The sequence below is a fragment of the Nostoc foliaceum FACHB-393 genome (assembly GCF_014698505.1).
Classification (GTDB): domain Bacteria; phylum Cyanobacteriota; class Cyanobacteriia; order Cyanobacteriales; family Nostocaceae; genus Nostoc; species Nostoc foliaceum_A.
Genome location: NZ_JACJTD010000006.1, coordinates 172,949 through 198,208, shown reverse-complemented (window position 1 = coordinate 198,208; position 25,260 = coordinate 172,949). Strand labels below are relative to the sequence as shown.

Genomic DNA, 25,260 nt, shown 5'->3' with positions numbered 1-25,260 from the left:
TGTGTTTACTACTGCACTAGCTCAACGAGAAAAAACCCAACCGGGTGAACTACCACTAGATTTATTTGCCGCCATTGAGAGTCTCAAAAAAGAACTCAACGCAGTTATCCTGGCGCATTATTATCAAGAGCCAGATATTCAAGATATTGCAGACTTTATTGGGGATTCATTACAACTAGCAAGAGCCGCCGAAAAAACCAATGCGGATGTGATCGTCTTTGCTGGTGTTCACTTCATGGCAGAAACAGCAAAGATACTGAATCCCGATAAATTAGTACTTTTACCAGATTTGAATGCTGGTTGTTCTTTAGCAGATAGTTGTCCACCAGAGGCGTTTGCAGCTTTTAAAGCAGCGCATCCAGATCATTTGGTGGTGTCTTACATCAACTGCTCTGCTGATATCAAGGCGATGAGTGATATTATTTGCACCAGTTCCAACGCTGTGAAAATTGTGCAGCAGATACCGAAGGAACAGCCGATTATTTTTGCCCCAGATCGGAATTTGGGGCGGTATGTCATGGAACAAACTGGACGAGATTTGGTGCTATGGCAAGGTAGCTGTGTTGTCCATGAAACCTTCTCGGAAAAGAAAATTGTCCAGTTAAAAATTGCCCATCCCGAAGCAGAGGCGATCGCACATCCAGAATGTGAAAGTAGTGTATTGCGCCACGCCAGTTTTATTGGCTCCACAGCCGCTTTACTCAAGTATTGTCAAAACAGCCCTACAAAAGAATTTATCGTTGCTACGGAGCCGGGAATCATTCACCAAATGCAAAAACTAGCTCCTGACAAGCATTTTATTCCTGCACCGCCGATGAATAATTGTGCTTGCAACGAATGTCCGTTTATGCGGTTAAACACGCTAGAAAAGCTTTACTGGGCAATGAAAAATCGTACTCCCGAAATTACCATGTCAGAGGATATTCGGCTGGCTGCACTGCGACCAATGCAACGAATGCTGGAGATGAGCGTGTAACCAGTATTTTTGATCCATAAGGTAGAGACGCAGTTTTGTTGCGATCTCTACCTGCAAGTTATTTTTTCTAACCACTTGCAATTTATAAAACATGGTGCTAAGATTTTAAATCGTGAGACAAATCGGGTCGGTGTCCGAGTGGTTAATGGAGACGGACTGTAAATCCGTTGGCTAGCGCCTACGCTGGTTCAAATCCAGCCCGGCCCACCACTTACGAAGTTATAAGTTATAATGTCTGGGTAAGCATCAAAACTCCCAGCATTTAACTTCTAGCTGAAAAATAGAAATCATATTTTGCCCGTGTGGCTCAGTGGTAGAGCACACCCTTGGTAAGGGTGAGGTCACGAGTTCAATCCTCGTCACGGGCTTTTTAAATTAAAATAAACGAAAGAGAAGCATTAAGTTTCTATTTTTTCATGAGCTTTCTTAACCCAATAGCCTCTAGGTGGCTTTTCTAAACCATAAGCCTTACACCACTTTTCTACAGCCTTATCAGACACGCCAAAATCTCTCCCAATTTGTGCGGTTGGCCTTTCCCAGACCAATTTTTCTAGTTCTTCTTTTGATGGTCTTTCAACTTTCCTGGTATGAATTCTAGAGTGTGGGTTAACCTTTCTAGTTGTTAAATCAACGCCAAACTCTTTGTAGGTTCGCTTAGACGCTGCTTCAGTAAAGTCTGTAAAATCCTCCCACCAGTAAAAGGGTGTAGGTGAATTAGGTATCTGGGTAGTTATGTAGCAACCCTTAAAGTTAATTGATGGATAAACAACTTTATCTATGTCAGGCAGATAAACAGCATAAAAGTCAAAGTCATTTACTTTGTACTTCTTCTGATGAGTCCCATTTTTATCTACCCAAATAGTTTTATTGACTACTCTATTATCTCCCGCGTATTTAGCTTGGATTTTGTAAAATTTATCGTCTTTGTTAGGCAACAAAATCAAAAGGTAAATGCTCACAAACAACTGGCGTGAGAATCAAATATCCTTTAAGCGTTAGATCCGCGATCGCTTTCGTAGCAGCAATATCGCCCTTGTTCTTGGTATGATGCAGCAACAACTAACCCTCAAAGGTGAAAATCATCATATCATTTCACACCGCTTGAGGGTTTATATTGAGTTAAAACGAGCGCGGCAGGGTTCGAACCTGCGACCGATTGCTTAGAAGGCAATTGCTCTATCCACTGAGCTACGCGCCCAAAACAAAATAATGGCTCCCGAAGGAGTCATCTACACTATTATATCGTCTTCACCTACCAAGAAGCAATCAAAAATTGCAGATTTACTACTAGCAAGGCTAAGATGCTAGTCGCTAGTTAGTCAATCTACACCGAAAACGAAACAGATGGGGTACTGGTTTAGATATATTGAGTTGTCAAGGGGTTATTTGCCTGTTAATGCCAACGCCCTCTGGGCGGCTACCTTCGGGAAGTATCTGGCGATCGCTAGGCTCATTTCCACAGTATGCTAGGTAATTTCAGCCTTGGCGATGCTGCCAAATGCCATTATATATTCCATATTAAGAGTGCCCCTGTGAGGAGTTATTTGCTAGTGCCATGTTTATTCTCAAACGGCAGGATGTTGAAATATCAAGCATTCAGCACCCAAAAAAGGATCAGCAGGTGCCGATTCTCAATTATCAAGGGCAGACTTTTCGCTTGATTAGTGTTTTCAAAGCTAGTCAAGAGGAAGAAGCTAGAGCCTTATGGAGAGAATTAACGGATAATCGGGGTAAAGCCTGTGTTTTATTGGAGGAACCGGAACGCTTTAGCGTCTGGGGTAAAATCCGTTTAGAGCAACTGGATAGTGACACAGGTGGTCATGGCAAAACGGCGATTTTAGTCCAAGCCAGTATTTTGCTGTTGCAAGGTGTTTCTATCGACATTGAAGATTTTTTGGGTGCTCGGCAAGCTGCATTATTTGAAAAAGATATTGCGGAAGTGTTAAAGCAGAAGCAATTTCCTCAAGCATCTTCCTTAGAAGCAGTGAAATATTTGGTATCTACTAATCCGTTACCGACAGCCAAAATACCTGATTGGCAAGAAAATCATGTAGTTATCTTATTACAAGAACTGCATCGATTAGGAAAGGCGTATTTTGGCAACGCTAATTTTACCAAACAAGTGATTTATAAGCTAGAAGATATGCCAGAAGCCGAGCGCTCGCTATTTTTCGCTTGGCTAAATCAATCGCCACTAGGTAAACTATGGCAGTAGCATGGAAATTCTTTAACAAAGTTCCTGCCACTGGCACTTGCTTTTGGTGTCCGATTGTGTATTACCTAGTAGACACACTGCTAGACATACAGTCCTTTAACTCAAAATACTGCCAGAGTGCATCTACATAGTCAAGCCCTATGAATAACTCTTACGAGAATTCGTTCCTTTCTAAATCAATTTTCACCACTCAGAACATTGTCTTAGCTAATATTGGCTGGGCCGTACTGGCACTGCTATACTTTTTGTTGTTTAGTGCCAAAGTTCCCGGAGCAGATGGCATAGAAAGCCGGGCCGAGTGGTATGTGATTGGCACAAATATTTTTGAAGCTTTAGCTTATTTGGGTGCCAGTATCTTATGCTTGAGGAACTGGCTAAGTCCGCAAATCGTCAGTGGCCGAAATGTTTGGCTCTTAATTGGCTTAGGTATGCTTTCCTATTTCGTTGGGGGGATAATTTTCGGCTATACCGAAATAATTTTAAAAGATGAACCGGATGTGTCTTTAGGCGATATATTTTTTGTACTTAGTTATCTATTACTTGGCGCAGGCATGATTTTAGCTGTGGCTTCCAGGCGAATCAATCTGGAAAAATGGCAGTGGCTCATTGTGTTAGCAATTGCAATGTTCGGTAGTTTGTTAGCATGGTGGATTTCTATGCAACAGGGAACACCCTCAGAACTGCTAGTCGCTATTTTGAATTGGTTTTACGTAGTTAGCGATGTGGTTTTGTTAATTATTGCTACCACTCTGCTATTAGCCTTTTGGGGGGGAAGAGTTTCCCAGTCTTGGCGAATGATTGCAGCGGCGGCATTTTCGCTCTACATTGCAGATATGTGGTTTAAATACGCCCAAGACCCCAATTATCAAAGTGGGGAGATATTAGAAGTGTTTTGGGTGTTTAGTGGAGTGTTATTTGGACTGGGCGCTGTCTTAGAATATGACGCATCACTAAGACGAACGCGGCGTACCAGCGGACGAAAACGAGCTTAGTAATAAAGATTTTTGGTATCTACCGTGAGAAAACTAACAGACTCTGACAAGCAAGAAATTCTTAAGTTATATCGAGAGACTGCCGAAACAACCTCAACTTTGGCAGACCGCTATGGTGTGAGTAATTCGACAATTAGTCGCCTGCTCAAAAGCACTTTGCCAGAAGATGAGTATGAATACTTAGTCTCCTTAAAGCGGGCTGCAAGAACTCCTGAGGGTAGGGCGCAGGTAAGCTACGAGCAATTACCGCTGCTGAGTCAACCAGAGCTTGAGATAGAAGTTCCACCCATCGAGAGCCACCCTGTGGAAGTGCCGAAGGTTGAGCCGCAGCCACGTCGGGTAATTCATGTAGAGGAGCAACTTTACTCAGAGGAAACGGCGGAGTCACTCGCTGCTAGTAGACGAGTGCGGCGACGCCCCTCGGCGGCGGAAAAACCCAAACTCCGAGTCACAGAGAAATTAGAAACTCCAGAGCCAAAGCCGCCGGAAATCGTTAGCATCCCTATCCCACCGCTAAAGAATGAGCATCCAGGAGCGGCCGTCATCGCGCACATGCTGGGCGAAGATTTGCTAGACGAATCGGATGATTTGGACGATTTAGAAGATGATGATTTAGAAGATGACGACTTTGAGGAAGAAGATTTTGATGACGATGACCTGGATGACCAAAGGCCGTTAGTCACAAAAAGAAGACCAGGTGAAGCATCAGTTCAAGTTTTACCTCTGTCGATAGCCAATTTGCCGAAAACTTGCTATTTGGTGATTGACCGTTCTTCGGAATTAATTACCCGACCTCTCAAGGACTTTGGTGACTTGGGGCAAATTCCCAGCCTGGAAACCCAGCAAAGAACTCTGCCAGTGTTTGATAACCATCGCGTTGCAAAGCGTTTTTCTACGAAGCGCGATCGCGTGATTAAAGTTCCCGATAGTAAAATGCTCCATAAGGCTCGGACTCATCTCCAAGCTAAGGGCATTACACGACTGCTGATTGATGGTCAGGTATATTCTTTGTCTGCGACGGTTTAGAGGTCATGGAGACACCTGCTGGCTATGGTGTGGTATTGGTGACAACTGGCAACATCCAGGAGGCAGAAACAATTGCAAATGCCCTTGTGGAAGCTAAACTCGCTGCTTGTGTGAGTCTGTTACCAATCCACTCAATTTACAGATGGCAAGGGGAACTGCATAAAGAGCAAGAATGGCAATTATTGATTAAAACTGATTTGGCACAATTTCCGGCAATGGAAGCCAAAATTAAGGAACTGCACACCTATGAAGTGCCAGAAATTATTGCTTTACCAATTGTTGCCAGTTCTCAAGCCTACTTGCAGTGGATTTCTCAGCAAGTTAAAAGTTAAAGAGTGAGGAGTTAGAATTTTCATAACTCCTCACTTTTTCCTCTCAACTAATAACTCTAAGTAAAGCTTTGCGTAAAATCGTGGCGAATTGAGGGTTGAAATTTAAACGCATAGGCGCTTCTCTACGAGACGCTACGCGAACGCCTTCCCGCAGGATAGGACCGCGAAGGTAAGCACAGAGGGACGCAAAGAATTAATGAAATGTTGTCCTAAGCGTAAACAGCCCTTGCAAAACGCTCTGCCAAGTAGATAATGTCCTGTTTACGGGCAATTTGGTTCATCCATTGTCTGGGAATATTTTCCACGCCGTAGTAAATACCCGCTAACCCACCGGTGACGGCAGCGGTAGTATCTGTATCTCCGCCTAAGTTGACAGCTTTCAGCACTGCTTCAGAATAAGATGAGCTATTTAACAAGCACCATAAGGATGACTCTAAGGTATCAATCACATAGCCACCAGAATTAATCTCTTCCACTGGTACTTTGGCAATTTCACCACTGAAAACTCTGCCAAAATGCGGCTTCTCTAACAAAAACTCCCGCACAGAATAAATTGTTTGGATGTCTTGCAATCCTTGTAAATAAGCTGTTTGAAGGTCAGCCCCTTCCAAGAGCGCCACTGCAATACTAATATAAATGCCACAGGCCATCTGCGATCGCGCATGAGCATGAGTAATCGCCGAAACATCATGCACCCGTGCCAGCAATTCGCTTAAAGTGAAGCTTCTGTGACAATAAGCCATCGGCAAGATTCTCATCAACGAACCATTGCCATTACTATTTTCAACCTTGCCACCCGCCTGATGAGGAACAACTCCCTGTTTCAGGCGCATAATTGCTGTGTGGGTAGTTTGACCAATATCAAAGACATCGCCACGGGGAGTCCAGTAAGCCTCCTTGTACCACCGCCAGAAGGAATTGGCTATGGCATCCAACGAATACCCCCGACAAAGGCATTCTGCCAAGCAAAAGCTTAAGGAACTGTCATCTGACCAAGTTCCTGGTGGTTGATTCCATGTGCCATAACCTAACATCGTTGTCACTGGAGATTTTACTCGTTCAGCGCGGCTAGTAAACTCCACCGGCACACCCAACGCATCACCGACACATAAACCCATCAAACCAGACAACGTTTTTGCAGCGGTTAGCATTATTCAATCTCCACAAGAATTGCTCAAAATTAACTTTATAGATTCGCTCTATAGCTTGTTGCAACAGATGCTACAGCCTACTTTTTCATCCTCTGTGAAAAGTTCGGCAAAAATTGTTAATCGGGTATTTTATTTACCATATCCCGGCTTAGTTTTAGTTCCAAATATTGTGCCAGTTTTCAAAGCGTCTATTTTTGGAACAAAGACCCCGGATGAAAAGACATTGAATGTAATTATAACAGCTTATTTATTATTCTCAGGGATAGCTTGCCTCTAAGCGCTATGCATCAATAGCAACATTCATTTAATAAAATCTGGGAAACATTTGGAACATTCTCATACAATTTTCGACTTGGAATATACAAGTAAAAAATACAAAATTTGGTAAAAATTATGAAACGCTTACTCAAGTCTTTCATGACAATTTCTGCATTGTCTTCCTTAATAGTTGCTCCTTTTTTCCTATCAGCTGGTCAAGCTTCTGCTGAAACTAAAAAGGGTACTGATGCTAGCTATGTTGGTGCTGGTGTTGCAGCTGGCGTTACCAGCGGCGGACAAGGTATCAACGATGATGCCACATTTGGTGGTAATGTTACAGGTCGTGTGAAATTAGGAACTACGCCATTTTCTGCACGCGGTAATGTCCTCTGGAGTGATAAAACAAGTGCCATTATCCCAGAACTTTCTGTGGATGTGCCCATCGCTAATAGAACTAATGCCTATTTAACTGGTGGTTATTCTTTTGTAGAGAAAGATGGCTCACCAACTCCTATAGGTAACAAAGATTCAGTAGTGGTAGGTGCTGGTGTTGAATCGGAAGTTGCTAACAACTTCCTTGTCTACACTAATGCTAAAGTCGGGCTTGGTGCCTACCAAAATAGCGATACTCCTGCTGTTAGTATCAATGGCGGTATTGGATATCGCTTCAAATAAAAGATTATTGAGTCCTCAGTCAGTTTATACTTTACTTAAGTACTCAGGACTCAGCACTTAAAACTCACTACTCCAAAAAGCTGGTTTTGTTAAGTATTACATCACTGACAAAGCCGGCTTTTGCCGTGGTAAAATTAAAATATTCCTCATTATTCCGGCCGGATTACCGGGGATCAAGTAGCCGAAGGGTGCTGATTCGGCGTCTACGTAATGCTTTATTGAGAATACTATACAAGTCTAATGGTTAAATCTGCTCCTTCCCCTATCGCTAGCCGTAAGCCTTCCAAAGTAGAAGGAATCAAGGAAAATAGTAATTTTCTGCGTGAACCTGTAGCAACTGAAATTCTTCAAGACACTACACATTTTACCGAAAGTGCGGTGCAGCTTTTGAAGTATCATGGTTCCTATCAGCAGGATAACCGCGACAACCGCACCAAGGGACAGGAAAAAGATTACCAGTTTATGCTGCGGACAAAAAATCCGGGTGGTTTAGTACCGCCGCAGCTGTATCTGGCTTTAGATAAAATAGCTGATGAGTATGGCAATCACACGCTACGAGCAACAACCCGTCAAGGTTTCCAACTGCACGGAATTTTAAAGAAGAATCTTAAATCAGCAATTGCCACCATTGTCAAGAACCTGGGTTCAACTTTGGGAGCTTGCGGCGACATTAACCGCAACGTGATGGCACCACCAGCCCCTTTTAAGAATCGTCCAGAGTACCAGTATGCTTGGGAGTATGCCCAGAATATTGCTGACTTGCTGACAGCGCAAACAGGTGCTTATTACGAAATTTGGTTAGATGGGGAAAAAGCAATTAGTGCTGAAGAAGACCCAGAGGTAAAGGCAGCCCGACAGCGCAATGGGAATGGCACAATTATTCATGACAACGAAGAACCAATTTATGGCACTCACTATATGCCCCGCAAATTCAAAATTTGCGTGACGGTGCCAGGAGATAATTCGATAGATTTGTATTCCCAAGACCTGACGTTGGTAGTAATTACCAATAAGAAGAAGCAATTAGAAGGATTTAATATTTTTGCTGGTGGTGGTTTAGGTAGAACCCACGGTAAAGAAGAAACTTTCGCTAGGTTAGCAGACCCCATCGGTTATGTGGCGAAGGATGACGTTTACGACATAGTGAAAGCGATTGTTGCGACCCAGAGAGACTATGGCGATCGCACCGATCGTCGTCATGCCAGATTAAAATATCTAATCAACGATTGGGGCGTAGATAAATTCCGCACCCAAGTTGAAGAATATTTTGGTAAACCACTCGAAGCTTTCAAACCACTGCCAGAGTTTAAATATTACGACTTCCTGGGCTGGAATGAACAAGGTGATGGCAAGCTATTCTTAGGAATTTCCATTGACAATGGTCGAGTTAAGGATGAAGGTTCGTTTCAACTGAAAACCGCTTTGCGGGAAATTGTCGAACAGTTCAACTTGTCCATCCGTTTGACAGCCAACCACAACCTGATTTTTTACGATATTGAACCAGATAACAAGCAAGCTATTCAAGACATTCTCAGCCGTCACGGTGTAGGAGACGACCCTAGTAAAATCGAACCTTTAGTGCGCTATGCAATGGCTTGTCCGGCTTTGCCCACTTGCGGTTTGGCAATCACGGAATCAGAACGCGCAATACCAGGTATTTTAGAGCGGGTTCGCGCTCTGTTAGATAAAGTTGGTTTACAAAATGAGCATTTTGTGATAAGGATGACAGGATGCCCCAACGGTTGCGCTCGTCCTTACTTAGCAGAATTGGGCTTTGTCGGTAGCGCTCCAGAATCTTACCAATTATGGTTAGGAGGTTCGCCAAATCAGACTCGACTGGCACAACCTTACATAGATAAACTGCACCATAATGATTTAGACACCTTCCTAGAGCCGATTTTTGTTTACTTTAAAAAATCTCGGAAATCCAAGGAAAGCTTTGGTGATTTTTGCGATCGCGTTGGTTTTGATGCCATCCGCGAATTTGCTGCTACCTACGATCCCCAAACAGCCAATGGTGCAAATAAATCGCGCCATCGGGTGAATTTGAAAGAAGAGGTTTATAGCAAGTTGAAGGAAGTAGCAGAAAGCCAAGGTAAGCCGATGACTCAGTTAGTGACTGAAGCGCTAGAAGCTTACTTCCAGAATCTTTCGTAAGCCGAATCAGTAATCAAACCATGATGGACACAGATGGATTTATCTGTGTCCATCTTTGATTTTATATTCTTGAAATTCTCAAATCTCATGTCTCAACTGCAAAGAATTGCGATCGCACCTTCCCAATTCCAACAAGGGCAAATTTTGATCACTAAAGAACAGCAGCATTATTTGGGGCGTGTGTTGCGCTTGCGTGAAGGCGATCGCTTTATTGCAATGGATGGTAAGGGAAAATGGTGGTTAGCGCAGCTAGCAGGGGAACAAGCACAGGTTTTAGAATCACTTTTAGTGGAAACAGAATTACCTGTAGCAATTACGTTGATGGTGGCGTTACCTAAAGGCAATGGATTTGATGAAGTGGTGCGGTGTTGTACAGAGTTAGGAGTAGCTTGTATTGTACCCGTATTGAGCGATCGCACTTTGCTTCATCCTAGTCCTCAAAAGCTCGAACGCTGGCGGCGCATCGCTGCGGAAGCTGCCGAACAATCAGAGCGCTCGTTTGTACCAACAATTTTAGAACCTGTTGCTTTTAACACTGCTGTCACCGCTAATCAGACAAGTCACCGTTACATTTGTGAAGCTCGTGGTGAGTATCCCCATTTAAACAAAGTGCTGAATAGCATCTCTGGCGAGATTGTCATTGCCACCGGCCCAGAGGGAGGATGGACAACACAAGAAATTGAGAATGCGATCGCATCTGGATTTGAACCTGTTTCCCTTGGTCGCCGCATCCTGAGGGCAGTTACAGCCCCAGTAGTAGCATTATCCTTGATTACCGCAATTTGTGAAGTATAAATGATTTATACCTCACGCAAAATTAATTTTGCGCGAGACATCACTCCACCGTGTATTTAAAGTGATGATTGAGCAAGTTGCGATCGCCTTTGACCATAAAGATTATCAAACAGCTGCTAAATTACTCAAACAGCTGCAAAAAGAATCACCAGACAATCCTTGGGTGCAATTTTATCTTGGTCGCCTACATGAAGTATCTGGAAAACGTCAGGATGCGGAAAAAATTTATCGGCAACTGCTGCGAGATACGACAAATACCAAAATAGTTACGCTAGCACGCCAAGGTTTACAACGACTACAAGAAATGGAGCTTGAAGAAAGACAAAGAGCCATTTCCCAAGCAAAATCTCAACCTAATAACACCGAACTTGGCGTACTAGTCTTAGAACCACTCGGTAACGAGATGAAAACAGAAGCATCTCGAAAATTCGCCCAAATTATGCAGCTAGACCCTTATACTGCAAGGCTATTACTGCCAAGTCGTGGCTGGAGGTTGTACCGTACTGGCCAAGTGGGAGAAATAAAATTTTACGGCAAACAGTTACAGCAGGCTGGTATTCCTTGCTTTTGGGCAACAATACCTCAAATTCAACAAATTCAAGTTTATCAAGTCAAATATTTCCAAGAATCTACTCCACAAGCTACTGTTGTTTGCCGTAATGACACCAATCAACTCGGTTCTCTCACTTTTGACTGGTCAGAAGTCACAGCAAGAGTAGTGGGACTGTTGCCCATTTTTGAACAAGTTATAGATGTTGATGCCCACCGGAAACTGGAATGGAAAACTCAAACACAAGACTATGCCCAGTTTTGTGATTTACACCTACCTGGTAGACGTTGCATTCTCCGATTTGATGATAACGGCTATGAATTTCAGCAAGGTTTAGAAATCATTCCTCAAGCTAGCCAAAATACAATCAGAATTAATTGGAATAGTTTATCGAGTTGGATTGACCAGCAACTACCTCAAGTCAAAATTTGGTCAGATTTCACATCCTTTGCAGATACAACACTAGATCAAACAGAAATGCTGGGTCATATCAAGTCTCACATTCATTTGTTGCGTAGGGAACAGACTAATTGGGACTCAGCTTTTCATTTATATAGTGGACTGGTGTTTGTTAAATAATTCGTAAGCTGGCACAGAAGCAGTTACAGAAATAGCCTTAACTTATCAGCTGCTTTCTCAATACACCGCTTTTGTGGCTGTCAGCGATGACGTGCGGGTTGAACCAGGAAGCGAATATCTATCTATGCAAGTGCCAGTGGAAATGCCTGAAGCAGTTAGTTACCTAGGAGTGTTTGGCAACGCTCCGGCTGGTGGTTTTGCGCCTAAAATATCATTCTCAATGCCATCAGCACCATCCTCAGCAGAAGCTCCAGACTATAGAAGGGAAAAGCGATCGCTAAAATCTCCAGTAGCGAAAGAAGGCGATATCTCTTTTAGCTTTAAGAGCTTTGATTCCCAAGACATGGAACAAGATGAAATATCAGACCCAGCAATCAACCATCAGTTAGAAGTAATCAGTGTCACAGGCTTGGATGACGCAGAAATTGCTGATCTAACCCAACACCTTCAATAACTAAACTTACCTTCCGGCTTTACTGGTGAAATCGTCTTTGAGTTTAGCGTCAAAAAAGGTCGGGTAGATGGGGTAGTTTTAGATGATAAAGCCTCTACTCTAAAAGATGCAGTTGTAGTGGAGAAAATTAAGCGATCGCTCCTACTTTGGAGAGTTCCCCCATCTACAGCTGGTAAACTTGTCCTAATCTTGCGTATTCACACTTAAGTCATTAATACTATAGGGATATAAAAGAGACGCGAAATTTCGCGCCTCTAAGACTTAACCAGGGGTTTTAACCTGACGTGCCATGTCTAGGTAAACACTCATATTTGCCCCTGGACGACGACGACCATTAGAGCTAGTAGCCGAAGGAGCGAGATATTTAGGCGCAAAGGTAGTTTCAGTTGGCTGCTCTTTGATTACTTTGGCTGCTGCGGCTTTTGCATTTTTCCCAGGTTCAACTTTCAGACCCTCAGCAGTCTGGACTAGCGTAACATCGGCTGGTTTGGGATTTTTAGCTGATTTTGCTTTAGCCTGAGTTGCGGCGGTTTTTGTTCCGTTCAATGAAGCCGGCTTGGATGCTTCTGGCGCTTCTGAGACAACTGTCTCTGTTACTTTTTTAGCATTCGATACAACTGTCTCTGCTACTTTCTTAGCGTTCGATGCTACTTCTTTAGCAGCATCTTTGGCTTCGTCCAATTCCAAAAAGTAGCCGTTGCTTTTCTTCTTGCCTGGTAACAGTCCGGTAATGAAACCCAGAATACCCGAAATTAACTTTTTGATAAAATCCATTACAATTACTCCTGCCTTTTATATTTGGAACTCGACCGTAATCGTTAAAAATTACGATATAATGTTACATTTTCTGCTTTGTGTCACCTGTTCTGGTGACAACCTTATAGGCTTGTAGCTTAATCAACATTGTAGTAAAACTATAGGGCAAATGTTCTTTTGCAAGCACTTGCAACCTGTATACACCGAGAACTAATTATTAAATTTTACTGTAACTAAGAGCAAGATTCTGAAAGCCGGCTTTACAAAATTTAACATTTCTTTGTTTGGAAATTACTGCTTGGAGAAAAGCAAGCGGTTTACTTTCAACCAGTAGGAGGAGTGTCATAGCCTATTGGCAGATGATGAGATTAATTAGTTAAATTTTATACGTACTATCTTTAGAAGTATTTCGGTTTTGCAAAGATATCTTTATAAAGAATCCGAAAAAGAATAGCTTCAGTTTGTAGAGCAGTATGTAGCTACAAACGTGAAATACACACCTTAATTCAGCTAGATTTTGTAAATGAACATTGAAAATCAACAACGCAATCCCGTTTTGTTAATACACGGGATTGACGATACAGAGGCAGTTTTTCATAAGATGGCGGCTCAGTTAAGACTACAGGGATGGTCTGTATATTCCCTGGATCTCGTACCTAATAATGGTAGTGTGGGTCTTGATGAGTTGGCAAAGCAAGTAGCAGATTATGTTACAGCCACATTTGCGCCAGAACAACGGCTAGATTTAGTAGGCTTTAGCATGGGAGGAATTGTCAGCCGTTACTATGTCCAGCGACTGGGAGGAATTAACCGCGTTCAGCGGTTTATCACGATCTCTTCCCCTCATCATGGAACCGTGGTTGCTTATGGTTCCTTGCGTCCTGGTTGCATACAAATGCGCCCTGACAGTATTTTTCTCAAAGATTTAAATTCTGATGCTGTAATATTGGGGCAGCTAGATTTTACATCTATCTGGACACCTTATGATTTGATGATTGTCCCAGCAAATAGTTCACAAATGCCCGTAGGAAGCGAAGTCATAGTACCAGTTGCTTTACACCCTTGGATGCTGACAGACTCTAGAAGTTTAGCAGTAGTGAAAGCAGCTTTAGCAAAGGGTATTAAGCTACCCTTGCTGAATAAAAATCCAGTCAGTAGCTAGAATGCTTGCCATACTGGATTTATTCATCTTTAAATTACGAATTACGAATTTCTTAAATCCTATCCCCAATTTGTGTATGTTCGTAACTCCCAAAAATCGCCTCTGGGTAACGATAATACTTGAACTCCATTAGGTTAAAAAAGGGATCTTCTAAAAAGAAAGTGCGATGCTCAAGAGGAGAACCAACAAAGCGATTTTTGGTTTCTTCACGAAAAAGTAGCTGTTGTTGTTGTGCCCTTTTTAGTAAGTCTTGCCAGTCACGTTCTTGGGTAAAAATTAGCCCAAAGTGTCTGGGATAGATAGTTTTTTGTGGTGTCAAGGGTTCTTTGGTGATGTGAGCCACTAATTGATGCCCGTAGAGATTAAGAATCAGGGCATGATGGTTTTCACGACCAGGAATGCAGCCCAAGCCATCCACGTAATATGCTTTTGTTTGGGCAATGTCAGTCACAGGGAAAGCAAGATGGAATAAGGTTTGGCTCATAGCTTGTGTGGAAAAGACTAGTAGTTCATGGTATCTACAATTTATGCTGTTAAGTCTTGATTGTGGTTAACTTGAACACAGTTTTAATTGACATTAACTTATATTGTTTATCCTTATGGCTAAGATTGGTGACTGAGTACCACTTCAGATGTTACACCCTGGGGCTATACTAATTTAGGTTTGTATTGCCACACGCTTAGGAACGTAAGATTTAATAACCTACAACTTTCATAGGGTGTGTTGGGAACTTAACGCATCCGATGAAAGTGCTTTGGATGCGTTACGCGCTCGAATAGTCCACCCAAATAAGTAAAAGCTTTGCATTTAGTTTAATCCACGTTCTTTAGTCAATATTGCAGTGTATATCTAAAACATTGTTTGTCGTTTTACATTCAACTTTCAGGGCGATGCCTACGCTATTGAGTTTAACAATACAAACATATGACTTTAGGTGGAGAGATTTCATAAATTAAGCTTTAAGTATGACAAATTCGTTATTCTGTTGATATTCAAACAAAATTACTCATGATTAATTGCTGATGTCATCCTTAATTAATTCTGTGAATCCCTGGTTGGTGGGGGTAGTATTAAACACAATTCTATTGGGTTTAGCTTGGATTGCTCCGAAAAAGCTACTTACCCCTGCTGGATTATTCCACGCTTGGTTTTTGGCCATCCTAATTTGGGTAACTCTAGGCTGGCAAGGATATGCAGTCGTAATGTTCTATTTTCTGGTTGGTTCTGGCGTTACTCGCATCGGTATGGCGCAGAAGGAGGCAGAAGGAATTGCCGAAAAGCGTTCTGGGGCAAGAGGACCAGAAAATGTTTGGGGTTCGGCTTTGACTGGGGCACTGTGTGCCTTGGGAGTAGGGATAATCAATTCGGGATTTGTTGTACTTAGTCCCCAATTTATAGTCCCCAATCCTCAGTCCCTATTATTGTTAGGCTATGTAGCGAGTTTTAGTACCAAGCTGGCTGACACCACTGCTAGTGAAGTTGGTAAAGCATATGGTAAAAGCACCTTTTTAATTACCACACTCCAACCAGTGCCTCGTGGTACAGAAGGAGCGGTAAGCTTGGAAGGAACTTTAGCTGGTATTGTGGCTTCTGTAGCGATCGCATTTGTTGGTTGGGGAGTTGGTTTAATTGACCTATTGGGAGTAGCTTGGTGTGTGCTGGCTGCATTTATTGCCACTAATTTAGAAAGTGTGATTGGGGCAACACTGCAATCTAAGTATACTTGGCTGACTAATGAAGTAGTAAATATTTTTAATACATTAATCGGTGCGATCGCAGCTGTGTTACTTGCCTGGACATGGATAAGTTTCATTAAGTAGAACGGTGAGAATAAATAATTACTCGTTTAGGTGGGGCATTGGGTAACCAGCACAGTCTTCTCCAAAAGGAATAGGCTACGAGGGAGTTTCCCCCATGAGTAGCTGGACTCATTGGGCATTGAGAGAAAATAAGCAATCTGCTTTGCTACTACGCTAGCGCTGATATTTTCAATCCTGTTTTGTCCCCGCCAGACTGTAAAACTGATCATGGGAAATTATTGTATTTACTAGCTATATAATTTTTTGACCATTTAGATGTAATTAGTTCATGGAATCTTTATCATATTTATTCATCAACGACCAGATGATTTTTATATGATTTACTTTAAAAGTCCTATAAGTGTTTAACCATTTTCACATAATTAGTTCATGGAATCTTTATCATTTTTGACAATTAATGACCAAATAATTTCTATTGAGGAAGCAGTAAAGTACCTGCAAGCCTCTGGAAAATTGGGGCAGTTCATTGGGGATATTCTTCGCCAGTATGTAATTGAGGAAGAAATCCGAACACGAGACGATGTTGAGATTGGTACAGCAATAACTGAACAGGCAATTATTGACTTTAGGCTGAAAAATCAACTGACTGACCCCCAAAGCTTTCAAGAATGGTTGAAGACCAATAACACAGATTACGCTACCTTTCACACATCGGTTACTTTTGGTTACAAGTTAGAAAAGCTGAAAGCTGTAGTGACCCAAGCAAAACTCCAAGAATATTTTATTGAACGCAAAATTTTCTTGGATCGGGTAGTACTTTCTCGGATTGTTGTTGATAATCGAGAATTGGCAGACGAACTACAAACCCAAATTGAAGAAGGAGGTAGTTTTGAGCAACTAGCTAAAGAGTATTCACTTTCAGATGACCGAATTGTGAACGGCATGATGGGAATAGTCAGCCGAGGAAGTATGCCAGATATATTACGGGCAGCTATTGATGTGGCAAGTCCTGGACAATTGGTAGGACCAATACAAATCGTTGGCAAAGACTCTCCCCAAGGAGAAATACCTTATGGTTTGTTTCGAGTAGAACAATTTTTGCCAGCGTCTTTAGAAGATACTCAACTGAAGCAAGCACTACAAAATGAGTTATTTGAGAAATGGCTAGCAGAGAAAATTCAAAAACTGACAGTCAAATTACAAGTGAGTTAAATATTCTGGATAATGAATCTTTACAATTAAAAGTGCTAGCTTCTTTGCCTTGGAATCAGCCACCGTTATGCTGGCTGACTCCCGAACAACAATCCCGATTGGAAAAGGAGTGCCAAACTCGTCAGTATCGTCTTGGAGAAAAAATCTGGTCAAACGATGTCGGCGGTTACCAATTCTTAATTGTGGCTGGGAAAGTTCGCTTACGAGAAGAGGGCGTTGGTAAACCAATAGCCGCCCTAGATACGGGGGATTGGTTTGGTGACTTACAAAAGCTGTCTGCGGATTTTAAAGCTGTAGCTGCTAGTAAAGAAGTAGTAGTAGTGTGTTGGGATACAGCACTGTGGGCAGAATTTTCTAACCCACAAATTCAGGAGTTCTGGCAAGTGTTACCAGTGAATATCGAGGGAGAAAGGGAGACATTTTCCTTCTCTTCGACTCCTTCACTAGCACCAGCCTCAGAGGGAACTTCCAGCCCCCACAGCCTCCAACCCCAAAGAGGACTCCCAGCAGCAAATCTAATCATCTCAAATTATCCGTTTGTTGCCAGCTGGAACACCGCTGCTGCCTGTTTAACAATGGTGGCGCAACAGTTAGAAAATTCTGTGCAAATTGAATGGGTGCAGCGCCAACTCAGAGGACAACGCCCAAAACAGGTTGTGGAAGCAGGAGAAAAGTTAGGGTTAGTATTGCGGCGGTTACAAGTGAGTTGGGGTGAGTTGCGACAGTTGTCATTTCCAGCTTTACTGCTGTGGAATTCTGACTCACCCCAGAGTCCATCCTGGGTAGTGGCCTATGGAATGAAGGGCGATCGCCTCATTATCGCTAACCCTCTAAATCCCGAAAGGACTTGTGAAACCTTACCGCAGTCAATAGTTGAAGCATCTTGGGATGGACGATTGTGGCAAGTAGAACTCATATCCCAGCAAGAAAAATTTAACCTTAGTTGGTTTACCCCAGCAGTTTGGAAGTATAAGGGATTGCTAACAGAAGTATTGTTAGCATCTTTTACCTTACAGCTTTTGGGGTTAACAACACCTCTAATTACGCAAGTCGTCATTGATAAAGTGATGGTGCAGGAGAGTTTGCCGACTCTCGATGTAATGGCGATCGCACTCCTTTTCGTCGCCGTATTTGAGTCCATACTTGGCATTCTGCGCCTATTCATCTTTACCCATACAGCTCGTCGTCTAGATTTGAGTTTATCAGCACAGCTATTTCGCCATCTGATGCGTCTGCCATTAGCTTATTTTGAATCGCGGCGCGTCGGAGACACAGTAGCACGAGTCCAGGAACTCGAACAAATACGTCAGTTTCTCACAGGTACAGCATTAACTGTGATTCTGGATAGCATCTTTGCTGTGGTGTACCTAGCATTGATGTTTTACTATAATATTCCACTTACCTTTGTGGCCTTAGCAGTACTACCGCTGTTTGCGACATTGACGATAGTTGCAACACCAATTCTGCGTAACTGGCTCAACGAAACTTTTAACCGGAGTGCCGATAGTCAATCGTTTCTAGTAGAGACAATCACAGGGATTCACTCCGTTAAAGCCCATGCAGCCGAACCAGTAGCCCGCGATCGCTGGGAAGGCTTATTTGCTCGCTTCATTCGCACAGGTTTTAAAGCTTCTACTACCTCCAATATCAGCAGCAATATTGGTGACTTTCTCACCAATTTTTCCACCATGCTGATTCTCTGGTTTGGTGCCAAGTTAGTCATTGAACAAAAGCTCACAGTTGGACAGCTAGTTGCATTTCAAATGCTGTCTGGCAGAGTCACAGGCCCACTTTTACGCCTAGTACAGTTGTGGCAAACCCTCCAACAAGTGCTACTTTCTGTAGATCGTATTGGTGATATTCTCAATGTCTCTCCAGAAGCTGAACTGGGAACTGGTCTAGTTTTACCACCCTTGAAAGGTCAAGTCACCTTCGAGCAAGTCTTTTTCCGCTACCGCCCGAACTTTGAAGCAATTCTGCGGGGAATCTCTTTCAATGCCGAACCAGGGCAATTTGTTGGCATTGTCGGACGCAGCGGTTCTGGTAAAAGTACTCTGTCTAAGCTATTACAACGCCTCTATCAAATTGAATCAGGACGCATCCTTATTGATGGTTTTGATATTAAAAGTGCAGATTTAGCCTCACTGCGGCAACAAATTAGTGTAGTTCTCCAAGAAGACTTTTTATTCAACGGTTCTATTTTGGAAAATATCACTCTCGGTAATCCCGACATTACCGCAGAGCAAGTAGTAGAGGCGGCAAGATTAGCAGTAGCACACGATTTCATCAGTCAATTACCCTACGGTTACGAAACCAATGTTGGTGAACGCGGTACAGCTTTATCTGGCGGACAAAGACAACGCATTGCCCTCGCAAGATTATTTCTTTCCCAAGCACCAATTTTAGTTTTGGATGAAGCTACCAGTGCTTTGGATAGTGAAACTGAACAGCAAGTACTGCAAAACCTACAAAAAATTTCCGCTAACCGCACCGTGTTCCTGATTGCTCACCGCTTTGCTCCCCTCAAACGTGCTGACTTAATTTTGGTATTGGAGCAAGGCGTGATTGCCGAACGTGGTACTCACTCACAGTTGTTGCAACAAAAAGGTTTGTATTGGTCACTATATCAGCGGCAGCAAGCAAACATTTAGTAGATGTGATAGCTAAAAGCTTTCTGATATTTTTGATGATACTAATAATTACTCTGGCTTCAATTTGAGTAGTGTAAATAGTTTTAGAGCCAGCGATCGTAGTAGTTACACTGCTGGGGTAATCAACACTTTCGCCGGCAATAATTACACGTATGACTATGTTGCCAAGAGTCAATAACGCAACAAAAACGCTACTCAAGCGATGTCTCCAGCAACCTCAAAGACGATCGCTGCGGCGGCTGTTCAAGTCAAACCTGATAGTTCAAAATACCTCAGCACCCAGCACAACATCCGTTGGTAGAACCATTCAACTGAGCTATCAGGTGAAGACTCCTGGAGTATACGAAGACTATTTTGGCATCGGCATCTACTCGGCATATCCTGGTAATAAATATGAATTTCTTCCAGGCACTTCTATGGCGGCCCTAACTTTGCGGGTGTAGTTGCGCTGATGCTCAAGTGCGTCAGATAGTCACAACAACAGCAGGAAATAGCTTGGCATAGAACAATCCTCAAGTGTGGTTTCTGAAAAGTAAAATATTTGATTTGCTCTCCACTGAGAGGTTCAGATCCCCGACTTATTCAACAAATTGGGGATCTTTTTGTTCGTAACTCATTTAGGATTGCTATACATAGCACAATTGATTTTTTATTCCATCAATTTATACTTACATTGTTACAAATTTAAGATTGATTGTATCAATTAAGTTATTAACAATAATTCCACTATTAATTATGCTTTTTAGTAGTAGAGTTAGCATTTTCTTATGAGATTACATAGTAATTGTTAACAATGGAGCTTATTCACACCTTAAAATCTTTTTGTGTAAAGGGTTTGACGCTTCAATCTGTCAAAAAACTATTGCTATCTTTGAGAACAAAAGCTTATGCTCCTTGATGATGTTAATAACAAGATATTGTCAAATAAACAGCTAAATGTTACTTCAATATCCTCATTAGATAGCTTTAATACGAAGGATGATTACAGCCTCAACTTTAGCGGACGTAGTAGCTACAACTCAACCGATGCTGATGTGCAGTTGCTAAATAACGGTGACTCCGAAAATACCAGTAACGCTACTGCTAATGCTTTTAGCACTGAAAATTATAACTCCACCAATGGCTATGGCTTGATTAATGGGGCAGCAGCAGTAGCTAGAGCTACTGGTCAAAATACCTTTGCAGATGTTCCTGATCTTGGTGGCAATAATTGGGGAGCAGACCTTGTTAAAGCACCAGAAGTTTGGGCACAGGGATACACAGGTAAGGGTGTTGTTGTTGCTGTTGTAGATACTGGGGTTGACTATAACCACGAGGATTTAAGAAATAATATTTGGACGAATGCCAACGAAATTGCAGGTAACGGTATAGATGATGATGGCAATGGCTATATTGATGATAATTATGGCTGGAACTTTGCTGAGAAGAACAATAACACCCTAGATAAAAACGGTCACGGTACTCATGTTTCCGGCACGATCGCAGGAGAAAATAATAACTACGGTGTCACTGGCATTGCATATAATGCCAAGATTATGCCCGTTAAAGTTTTGAATGACTCTGGCTCTGGTTCCTATAATTCCATATCTAAAGGTATTCGCTACGCTGTCGATAATGGAGCTAATGTGATTAACCTCAGTTTAGGAGGCACATCTTCCAACCGTACTCTACAGTCAGCCATTGACTATGCCAGCAGCCAAGGAGTGATTGTTGTCATGGCAGCCGGTAATGATGGTGACTCATCACCAGACTATCCCGCCCGCTATGCATACAAGTCGGGAATTGCTGTTGGGGCAGTGGATCAAAATAATAACATGCCCGACTTCTCTAACCGCTCTGGGACGAATGAAATCGCTTATGTCACAGCCCCAGGAGTCAAAGTCTATTCATCAGTTCCAAATAATCAATATGCCACTTATAACGGCACTTCTATGGCAGCCCCCCACGTTGCTGGTGTAGTTGCCCTTATGCTTAGTGCTAACTCCAGCCTGACTGATGCCCAAGTACGTCAGATTGTCACAGAAACCGCAGGAAATAGTACACAAACTACAAGCTCTAGTTTTAATATTTCTGATGTCAGTTCTCTAGCAAGCCAGGTGATTGCAGACACAGCAGTAAATAATATACAAACTACAATCTCTAGTTTTAATATTTCCAATGGCAGTTCTCTGGTAAGGCAGGCGATGTCTAACGACAACCTGCTACACATTGACGCACAAACAGCAAGATATCTAACACCAGAGACTATTGCTAGTTTTAATAATTCCGATGTTGGTTCTTTAATCGGTAAGGCAATTACAGAAACAGCAAGATATCTAACACCAGAGACTATTGCTAGTTTTAATAATTCCGATGTTGGTTCTTTAATCGGTAAGGCAATTACAGAAACAGCAAGATATCTAACACCAGAGACTATTGCTAGTTTTAATAATTCTGATGTTGGTTCTTTAATCGGTAAGGTAATTACAGAAACAGCAGAATCTCTGACACCAGCCAAAGGTAATAACGAATTAGTCAATCCAGAATTATGGTCGCAATTCCAAACCTTTGAGAATATCCTGGGCAGAATCAATGTCGATAGCGATGATGATAATAAAGATGAGAATAATCTTGAATTTGGGAAACTACTAGAGGGAATCCAAAAACAAATAGATCAGTAGAGAAAATTTTTGGGTATCGCTTGAAAAATATAGCTATTTGCAGTTGATTCCAATACTGTTTTGTTCAAACAATCAACCAAAGCGCTCGTCCATCATGAATGGATGTAGGGGTTTAGCAATGCTAAACCCTTACGTTTAGGTATAGTTTGTGGGATGCGTAGGCGTAGCCCGTCGTAGACTTTTGAAGTGGTTATGAAAGCAGGAGAGGCTACGAAGCTATCTAACAGAAAATGCCTCATTGAATCGCCGTGTTACAGGCTCAGTAATGAATGTCAAAATTGACTTTTTACGAGTGACTATTTCACCTGTAGCAGCCATCCCTGGTGTAAATTGTACTTCTTGACCCCGCACGTTGGCTGAGTGTTTATTTAGCTTAATTCTGGTGGGAAAAACTAAGCCTAATTCTTTATCAACAATTGCATTCGGACTGACTTGCATAACTTCGCCATTCACAGTGCCAAATTCCTGGAAGGGGAAAGTCGCCATTTTTACTTTTGCCTTCATTCCTTGACGAATAAAGCCAATATCGCGGTTGAGAACTTTCACCTCTAAGAGCATTTCTTCTCCTTCTGGCAAAATTGATAGCAATTCTTCACCTGATTGAACTGGTCCCTTGGTGGCTTTAACTCTGTAAATCGTACCGGCAACGGGAGCCTCAATCGTTTCTAAAGCTTGCTGCTTTCTCGCCTGCTCTAATTGGCCTTGAACAGTTGTTAGTTCTTCTTTACGCTTGTTGAACTGGGTCAAAATTTCACTTTGGCGTTCTGATGCTACACGCTGGGACTGACTGCGCGCGGCATTGTAAGCTTGTTCTGCTTGGCGAATTTCTTGGACTTGGGCAGCAATATCTTTTTCTAATGATGTGACTTTATCTTGAGCCTCTGTGATTTTATTCTGGGCGTTGGTTACTTCATCTTGTGCTCTAGTGATTTCTGTCTTTGCACGAGTTAATCTTTCTTGGGCATCCAAGTAATCGACACGAGGTACAGCGCCAGGAGTAATTAGGGTACGTAGGCTTTTTTCCCTTTCTTGAGCAAGCGCCAAATTACTTTCAATTTTGATCCGAATGCTATCTGCGTTGACAAGGTTTGTTTTAGCATTTGCAACGCTGCTTTTGGCATTAACTAAGTTATCTTGCAATCGACTCAAGCGGACTTTGGCTTGATCGATGAGTGCTATTTGGCGATTTGCTTCTGCTTCCGCCCCTGCTTGACGCGCTTGGAAGTCTTGCAGACGGGAGCTTAAAAGTTCATCTTGCAGTTTTGTCCCAGTAGTTTTGCCTCCGATACGTTCTGCATCTAAACGTTGCAAATCGTCCTGAATCAATCTGGTAGATTTAGCTAGGCGGGAAACATCGGTTTTCTGCAAGTCTGGATCTTTTTGAATCAGAATTTGACCTTTAGTAACGCGATCGCCTTCTTGGACTTTGACGGCGACAATTGACCCTCCACCCAAGGATGTCACCGGTCTTACCTGTGTAGAAGCAATTAATTCCCCTGGCGCTGTTGCTACTTCATCTATTTGCGAGAAGTACGCCCAAGCGATCGCTCCAAATACGATGACACTGATCGTTCCCGCTAATAATCTAGTGTACAGGGGTGGCAATTCCTGTACCGCCTTCCCCAATTCATAGGTGAGTTGTTCCTCTGGTTGGGCAAATCGCTCTTTTGTCTGACGTGCTTGAGCAGCATTTACAGCTAGGGATGATTTCATAGAATTTTGGATTTTAGATTTTGGATTTTAGATTATTGAGAGTTGGGCATTAGGGATTGAAAATTGAAGATTGAGTTTATGCCCCATGCTCTATGCCCCATTACCTAATTCAAACTGCTAGATAGCGCCGCAAAAAATTTTCTAATGTCTCTAACTGGAAGTTAAAAATTACCTCTAAATTGGCAATTTCATCTTTTGTACAGAAAAATTCATTTGCTAGCAATGTGCGATAAGTTCCCAAAGTTTTTTGGATTTGGGGATTAAATAAACCCAATGCACCTTGTAACCCATCAATGATAAATAATGGTGAGTTAATTATTACTGGCTCTTTGATGAAGATCCGACCAAAAATCCGGGGAATATCTTCTCGTAATAAAATCTCCGGCCCTCCCACTGGTAAAATCTGGTTACGAGCGCCTTCAACCGTCACAGAATCCACCACTATTCTTGCTAAATCATCGGTACTGACAATTGAGGTACGGTTTTTGCGATCGCCAATCAGCAGATACAATCCCGTTTCCCGAAATCGTTCTACTAGTGGCAGCAAGTTAGATGCTAATCCAGATGGGCGTAAAATTGTGTAATTCAAGCCACTAGCTTGCAAATATCGTTCTACTGCTCGTTTAGCTTTGAAAACGGGAGCGTCTTCATACCCGCGATCAGCTCCCAGTACGGAAATGAAGACAAAATGCTCTACACCATTGGCTTTTGCTTGGTCAATCAGTTCAATATTGGCGCGGTAATCTAAAGATAGAGCATCGCTATCAGAACCGTGGGCGCTGATAATATACTTCACACCTTGACTAGCTTTTTGAATATCTTTTTCTTGCAGCAAATCACCGATGAAAATTTCTGCACCCCGGTGTTCTAACTCGCTGTAGCGCGAGGTAAGGCGGACAAATGCCCGCACAGACTGTTCTCGTTGCCGTAGGAGTCGCACAACTCTGCGACCAATTCCTCCCGTTGCCCCAGTTACTAGAAACATATAAATACCTAAATTGAATACTTTCAGCGTTTATAGTTGTCGAAATGCCCGATATATGCTCAAAATCCATTGAGCAATACTTAAACAGAGATATGAGCATATTTTTATACTTAGTAACCATGCTCAAGATATCCTTACGCCAACTCAGCCAATAGACCACACCTTATTTATCTTAATCTCTAAAAATTATCCCCCATATC

Annotated in this window: 22 protein-coding genes, 3 tRNA genes and 2 pseudogenes; 20 read left to right on the top strand and 7 right to left on the bottom strand. The window is 42.4% G+C overall.

The genetic code is table 11. The features are described from left to right. The first annotated feature begins 1 nt into the window (after position 1). The 3 genes from nadA (at position 2) to H6G92_RS08160 (ending at position 1,344) form a co-directional block, all read left to right on the top strand. The gene (gene nadA / locus H6G92_RS08170) at positions 2-976 is read left to right on the top strand and encodes a quinolinate synthase NadA (RefSeq protein WP_190892677.1); all 975 of its coding nucleotides are present in this window, start codon (positions 2-4) and stop codon (positions 974-976) included. 124 nt (positions 977-1,100) lie between these two features. Further along, a tRNA-Tyr gene (locus H6G92_RS08165) sits at positions 1,101-1,186 on the top strand. A gap of 86 nt (positions 1,187-1,272) precedes the next feature. Further along, positions 1,273-1,344 (top strand) — tRNA-Thr (locus H6G92_RS08160). A gap of 30 nt (positions 1,345-1,374) precedes the next feature. Here H6G92_RS08160 and H6G92_RS08155 read toward each other — a convergent pair. Together H6G92_RS08155 and H6G92_RS08150 are read right to left on the bottom strand one after the other, a co-directional pair. Beyond that, positions 1,375-2,032: pseudogene (locus H6G92_RS08155) on the bottom strand (group I intron-associated PD-(D/E)XK endonuclease). A gap of 69 nt (positions 2,033-2,101) precedes the next feature. Beyond that, positions 2,102-2,174 (bottom strand) — tRNA-Arg (locus tag H6G92_RS08150). 146 nt (positions 2,175-2,320) lie between these two features. Here H6G92_RS08150 and H6G92_RS40225 point away from each other — a divergent pair. From H6G92_RS40225 to cutA, 5 genes are all read left to right on the top strand, one after another. Further along, complete coding sequence (locus H6G92_RS40225; protein ID WP_277926728.1) at positions 2,321-2,446, top strand: hypothetical protein; 126 nt, start codon at positions 2,321-2,323, stop codon at positions 2,444-2,446. Between the two features lie 85 nt (positions 2,447-2,531). After that, entirely contained in the window at positions 2,532-3,191 is a 660-nt protein-coding gene (locus tag H6G92_RS08145) for an Npun_F0813 family protein (protein WP_190892674.1), read from the top strand. Positions 3,192-3,331: 140 nt separating this feature from the next. Then, positions 3,332-4,183 carry a hypothetical protein gene (locus tag H6G92_RS08140; RefSeq protein WP_190892665.1) on the top strand — a complete coding sequence of 284 codons (852 nt, stop codon included), beginning with the start codon at positions 3,332-3,334 and terminating at the stop codon, positions 4,181-4,183. Between the two features lie 24 nt (positions 4,184-4,207). Continuing rightward, on the top strand, positions 4,208-5,209 hold the full coding sequence (locus H6G92_RS08135; RefSeq protein ID WP_190892663.1) for a transposase: 1,002 nt from the start codon (positions 4,208-4,210) through the stop codon (positions 5,207-5,209). A 5-nt stretch (positions 5,210-5,214) separates the two neighbouring features. Beyond that, positions 5,215-5,541 carry a divalent-cation tolerance protein CutA gene (cutA, locus tag H6G92_RS08130; protein WP_190892661.1) on the top strand — a complete coding sequence of 109 codons (327 nt, stop codon included), beginning with the start codon at positions 5,215-5,217 and terminating at the stop codon, positions 5,539-5,541. Between the two features lie 209 nt (positions 5,542-5,750). Here the strand turns inward: cutA and H6G92_RS08125 are convergent, their stop codons facing one another. Then, positions 5,751-6,692, bottom strand: a complete 942-nt coding sequence (locus H6G92_RS08125; RefSeq protein WP_190892659.1) for an ADP-ribosylglycohydrolase family protein — start codon at positions 6,690-6,692, stop codon at positions 5,751-5,753. 393 nt (positions 6,693-7,085) lie between these two features. Here H6G92_RS08125 and H6G92_RS08120 point away from each other — a divergent pair, with 393 nt between their 5' ends. The 6 genes and pseudogenes from H6G92_RS08120 to H6G92_RS41075 all read left to right on the top strand — a co-directional run. Beyond that, positions 7,086-7,625 (top strand): hypothetical protein, encoded by a 540-nt coding sequence (locus H6G92_RS08120; protein WP_190892657.1) that lies wholly within the window; start codon positions 7,086-7,088, stop codon positions 7,623-7,625. 240 nt (positions 7,626-7,865) lie between these two features. After that, positions 7,866-9,782 (top strand): sulfite reductase, ferredoxin dependent, encoded by a 1,917-nt coding sequence (gene sir / locus H6G92_RS08115; RefSeq protein ID WP_190892655.1) that lies wholly within the window; start codon positions 7,866-7,868, stop codon positions 9,780-9,782. Between the two features lie 87 nt (positions 9,783-9,869). Continuing rightward, positions 9,870-10,577: a 16S rRNA (uracil(1498)-N(3))-methyltransferase gene (locus H6G92_RS08110; protein ID WP_190892653.1), complete on the top strand. Its 708-nt coding sequence runs from the start codon at positions 9,870-9,872 to the stop codon at positions 10,575-10,577. A gap of 64 nt (positions 10,578-10,641) precedes the next feature. After that, the gene (locus H6G92_RS08105) at positions 10,642-11,706 is read left to right on the top strand and encodes a tetratricopeptide repeat protein (RefSeq protein WP_190892712.1); all 1,065 of its coding nucleotides are present in this window, start codon (positions 10,642-10,644) and stop codon (positions 11,704-11,706) included. 73 nt (positions 11,707-11,779) lie between these two features. After that, a complete protein-coding gene (locus H6G92_RS08100) occupies positions 11,780-12,160 on the top strand; it encodes a hypothetical protein (protein WP_190892651.1) in 381 nt (126 codons plus the stop codon). Between the two features lie 12 nt (positions 12,161-12,172). Further along, a pseudogene (locus H6G92_RS41075) lies at positions 12,173-12,367 on the top strand (after-VIT domain-containing protein); the annotation flags it as partial. Between the two features lie 54 nt (positions 12,368-12,421). Here the strand turns inward: H6G92_RS41075 and H6G92_RS08090 are convergent. Further along, positions 12,422-12,934 carry a hypothetical protein gene (locus H6G92_RS08090; protein WP_190892649.1) on the bottom strand — a complete coding sequence of 171 codons (513 nt, stop codon included), beginning with the start codon at positions 12,932-12,934 and terminating at the stop codon, positions 12,422-12,424. A 505-nt stretch (positions 12,935-13,439) separates the two neighbouring features. Between H6G92_RS08090 and H6G92_RS08085 the strand changes: the two genes are divergently transcribed. Beyond that, positions 13,440-14,078, top strand: coding sequence for an esterase/lipase family protein (locus tag H6G92_RS08085; RefSeq protein ID WP_190892647.1), 639 nt, complete (start codon positions 13,440-13,442; stop codon positions 14,076-14,078). A gap of 52 nt (positions 14,079-14,130) precedes the next feature. Here the strand turns inward: H6G92_RS08085 and H6G92_RS08080 are convergent, their stop codons facing one another. Then, a complete protein-coding gene (locus tag H6G92_RS08080; protein WP_190892645.1) occupies positions 14,131-14,562 on the bottom strand; it encodes a VOC family protein in 432 nt (143 codons plus the stop codon). 539 nt (positions 14,563-15,101) lie between these two features. On the opposite strand from H6G92_RS08080, the gene H6G92_RS08075 reads away from it, so the two are divergent. The 5 genes from H6G92_RS08075 to H6G92_RS08055 all read left to right on the top strand — a co-directional run bounded on the left by H6G92_RS08075 (position 15,102) and on the right by H6G92_RS08055 (position 22,362). After that, positions 15,102-15,899: a TIGR00297 family protein gene (locus H6G92_RS08075; RefSeq protein WP_190892643.1), complete on the top strand. Its 798-nt coding sequence runs from the start codon at positions 15,102-15,104 to the stop codon at positions 15,897-15,899. A gap of 369 nt (positions 15,900-16,268) precedes the next feature. Next, positions 16,269-17,051, top strand: coding sequence for a peptidylprolyl isomerase (locus H6G92_RS08070; protein ID WP_190892642.1), 783 nt, complete (start codon positions 16,269-16,271; stop codon positions 17,049-17,051). Beyond that, positions 17,000-19,702: a type I secretion system permease/ATPase gene (locus H6G92_RS08065; RefSeq protein ID WP_190892628.1), complete on the top strand. Its 2,703-nt coding sequence runs from the start codon at positions 17,000-17,002 to the stop codon at positions 19,700-19,702. Before H6G92_RS08070 ends, H6G92_RS08065 begins: the two co-directional genes overlap by 52 nt. A 152-nt stretch (positions 19,703-19,854) precedes the next feature. After that, the gene (locus tag H6G92_RS08060; RefSeq protein WP_190892626.1) at positions 19,855-20,145 is read left to right on the top strand and encodes a hypothetical protein; all 291 of its coding nucleotides are present in this window, start codon (positions 19,855-19,857) and stop codon (positions 20,143-20,145) included. Positions 20,146-20,589: 444 nt separating this feature from the next. Beyond that, positions 20,590-22,362 (top strand): S8 family peptidase, encoded by a 1,773-nt coding sequence (locus H6G92_RS08055; RefSeq protein ID WP_190892624.1) that lies wholly within the window; start codon positions 20,590-20,592, stop codon positions 22,360-22,362. Positions 22,363-22,578: 216 nt separating this feature from the next. Here the strand turns inward: H6G92_RS08055 and H6G92_RS08050 are convergent, their stop codons facing one another. Together H6G92_RS08050 and H6G92_RS08045 are read right to left on the bottom strand one after the other, a co-directional pair. Next, entirely contained in the window at positions 22,579-24,075 is a 1,497-nt protein-coding gene (locus H6G92_RS08050) for an HlyD family efflux transporter periplasmic adaptor subunit (RefSeq protein WP_190892622.1), read from the bottom strand. A 109-nt stretch (positions 24,076-24,184) separates the two neighbouring features. Further along, positions 24,185-25,060: an SDR family oxidoreductase gene (locus H6G92_RS08045; protein ID WP_190892620.1), complete on the bottom strand. Its 876-nt coding sequence runs from the start codon at positions 25,058-25,060 to the stop codon at positions 24,185-24,187. Between the last annotated feature and the right edge of the window lie 200 nt (positions 25,061-25,260).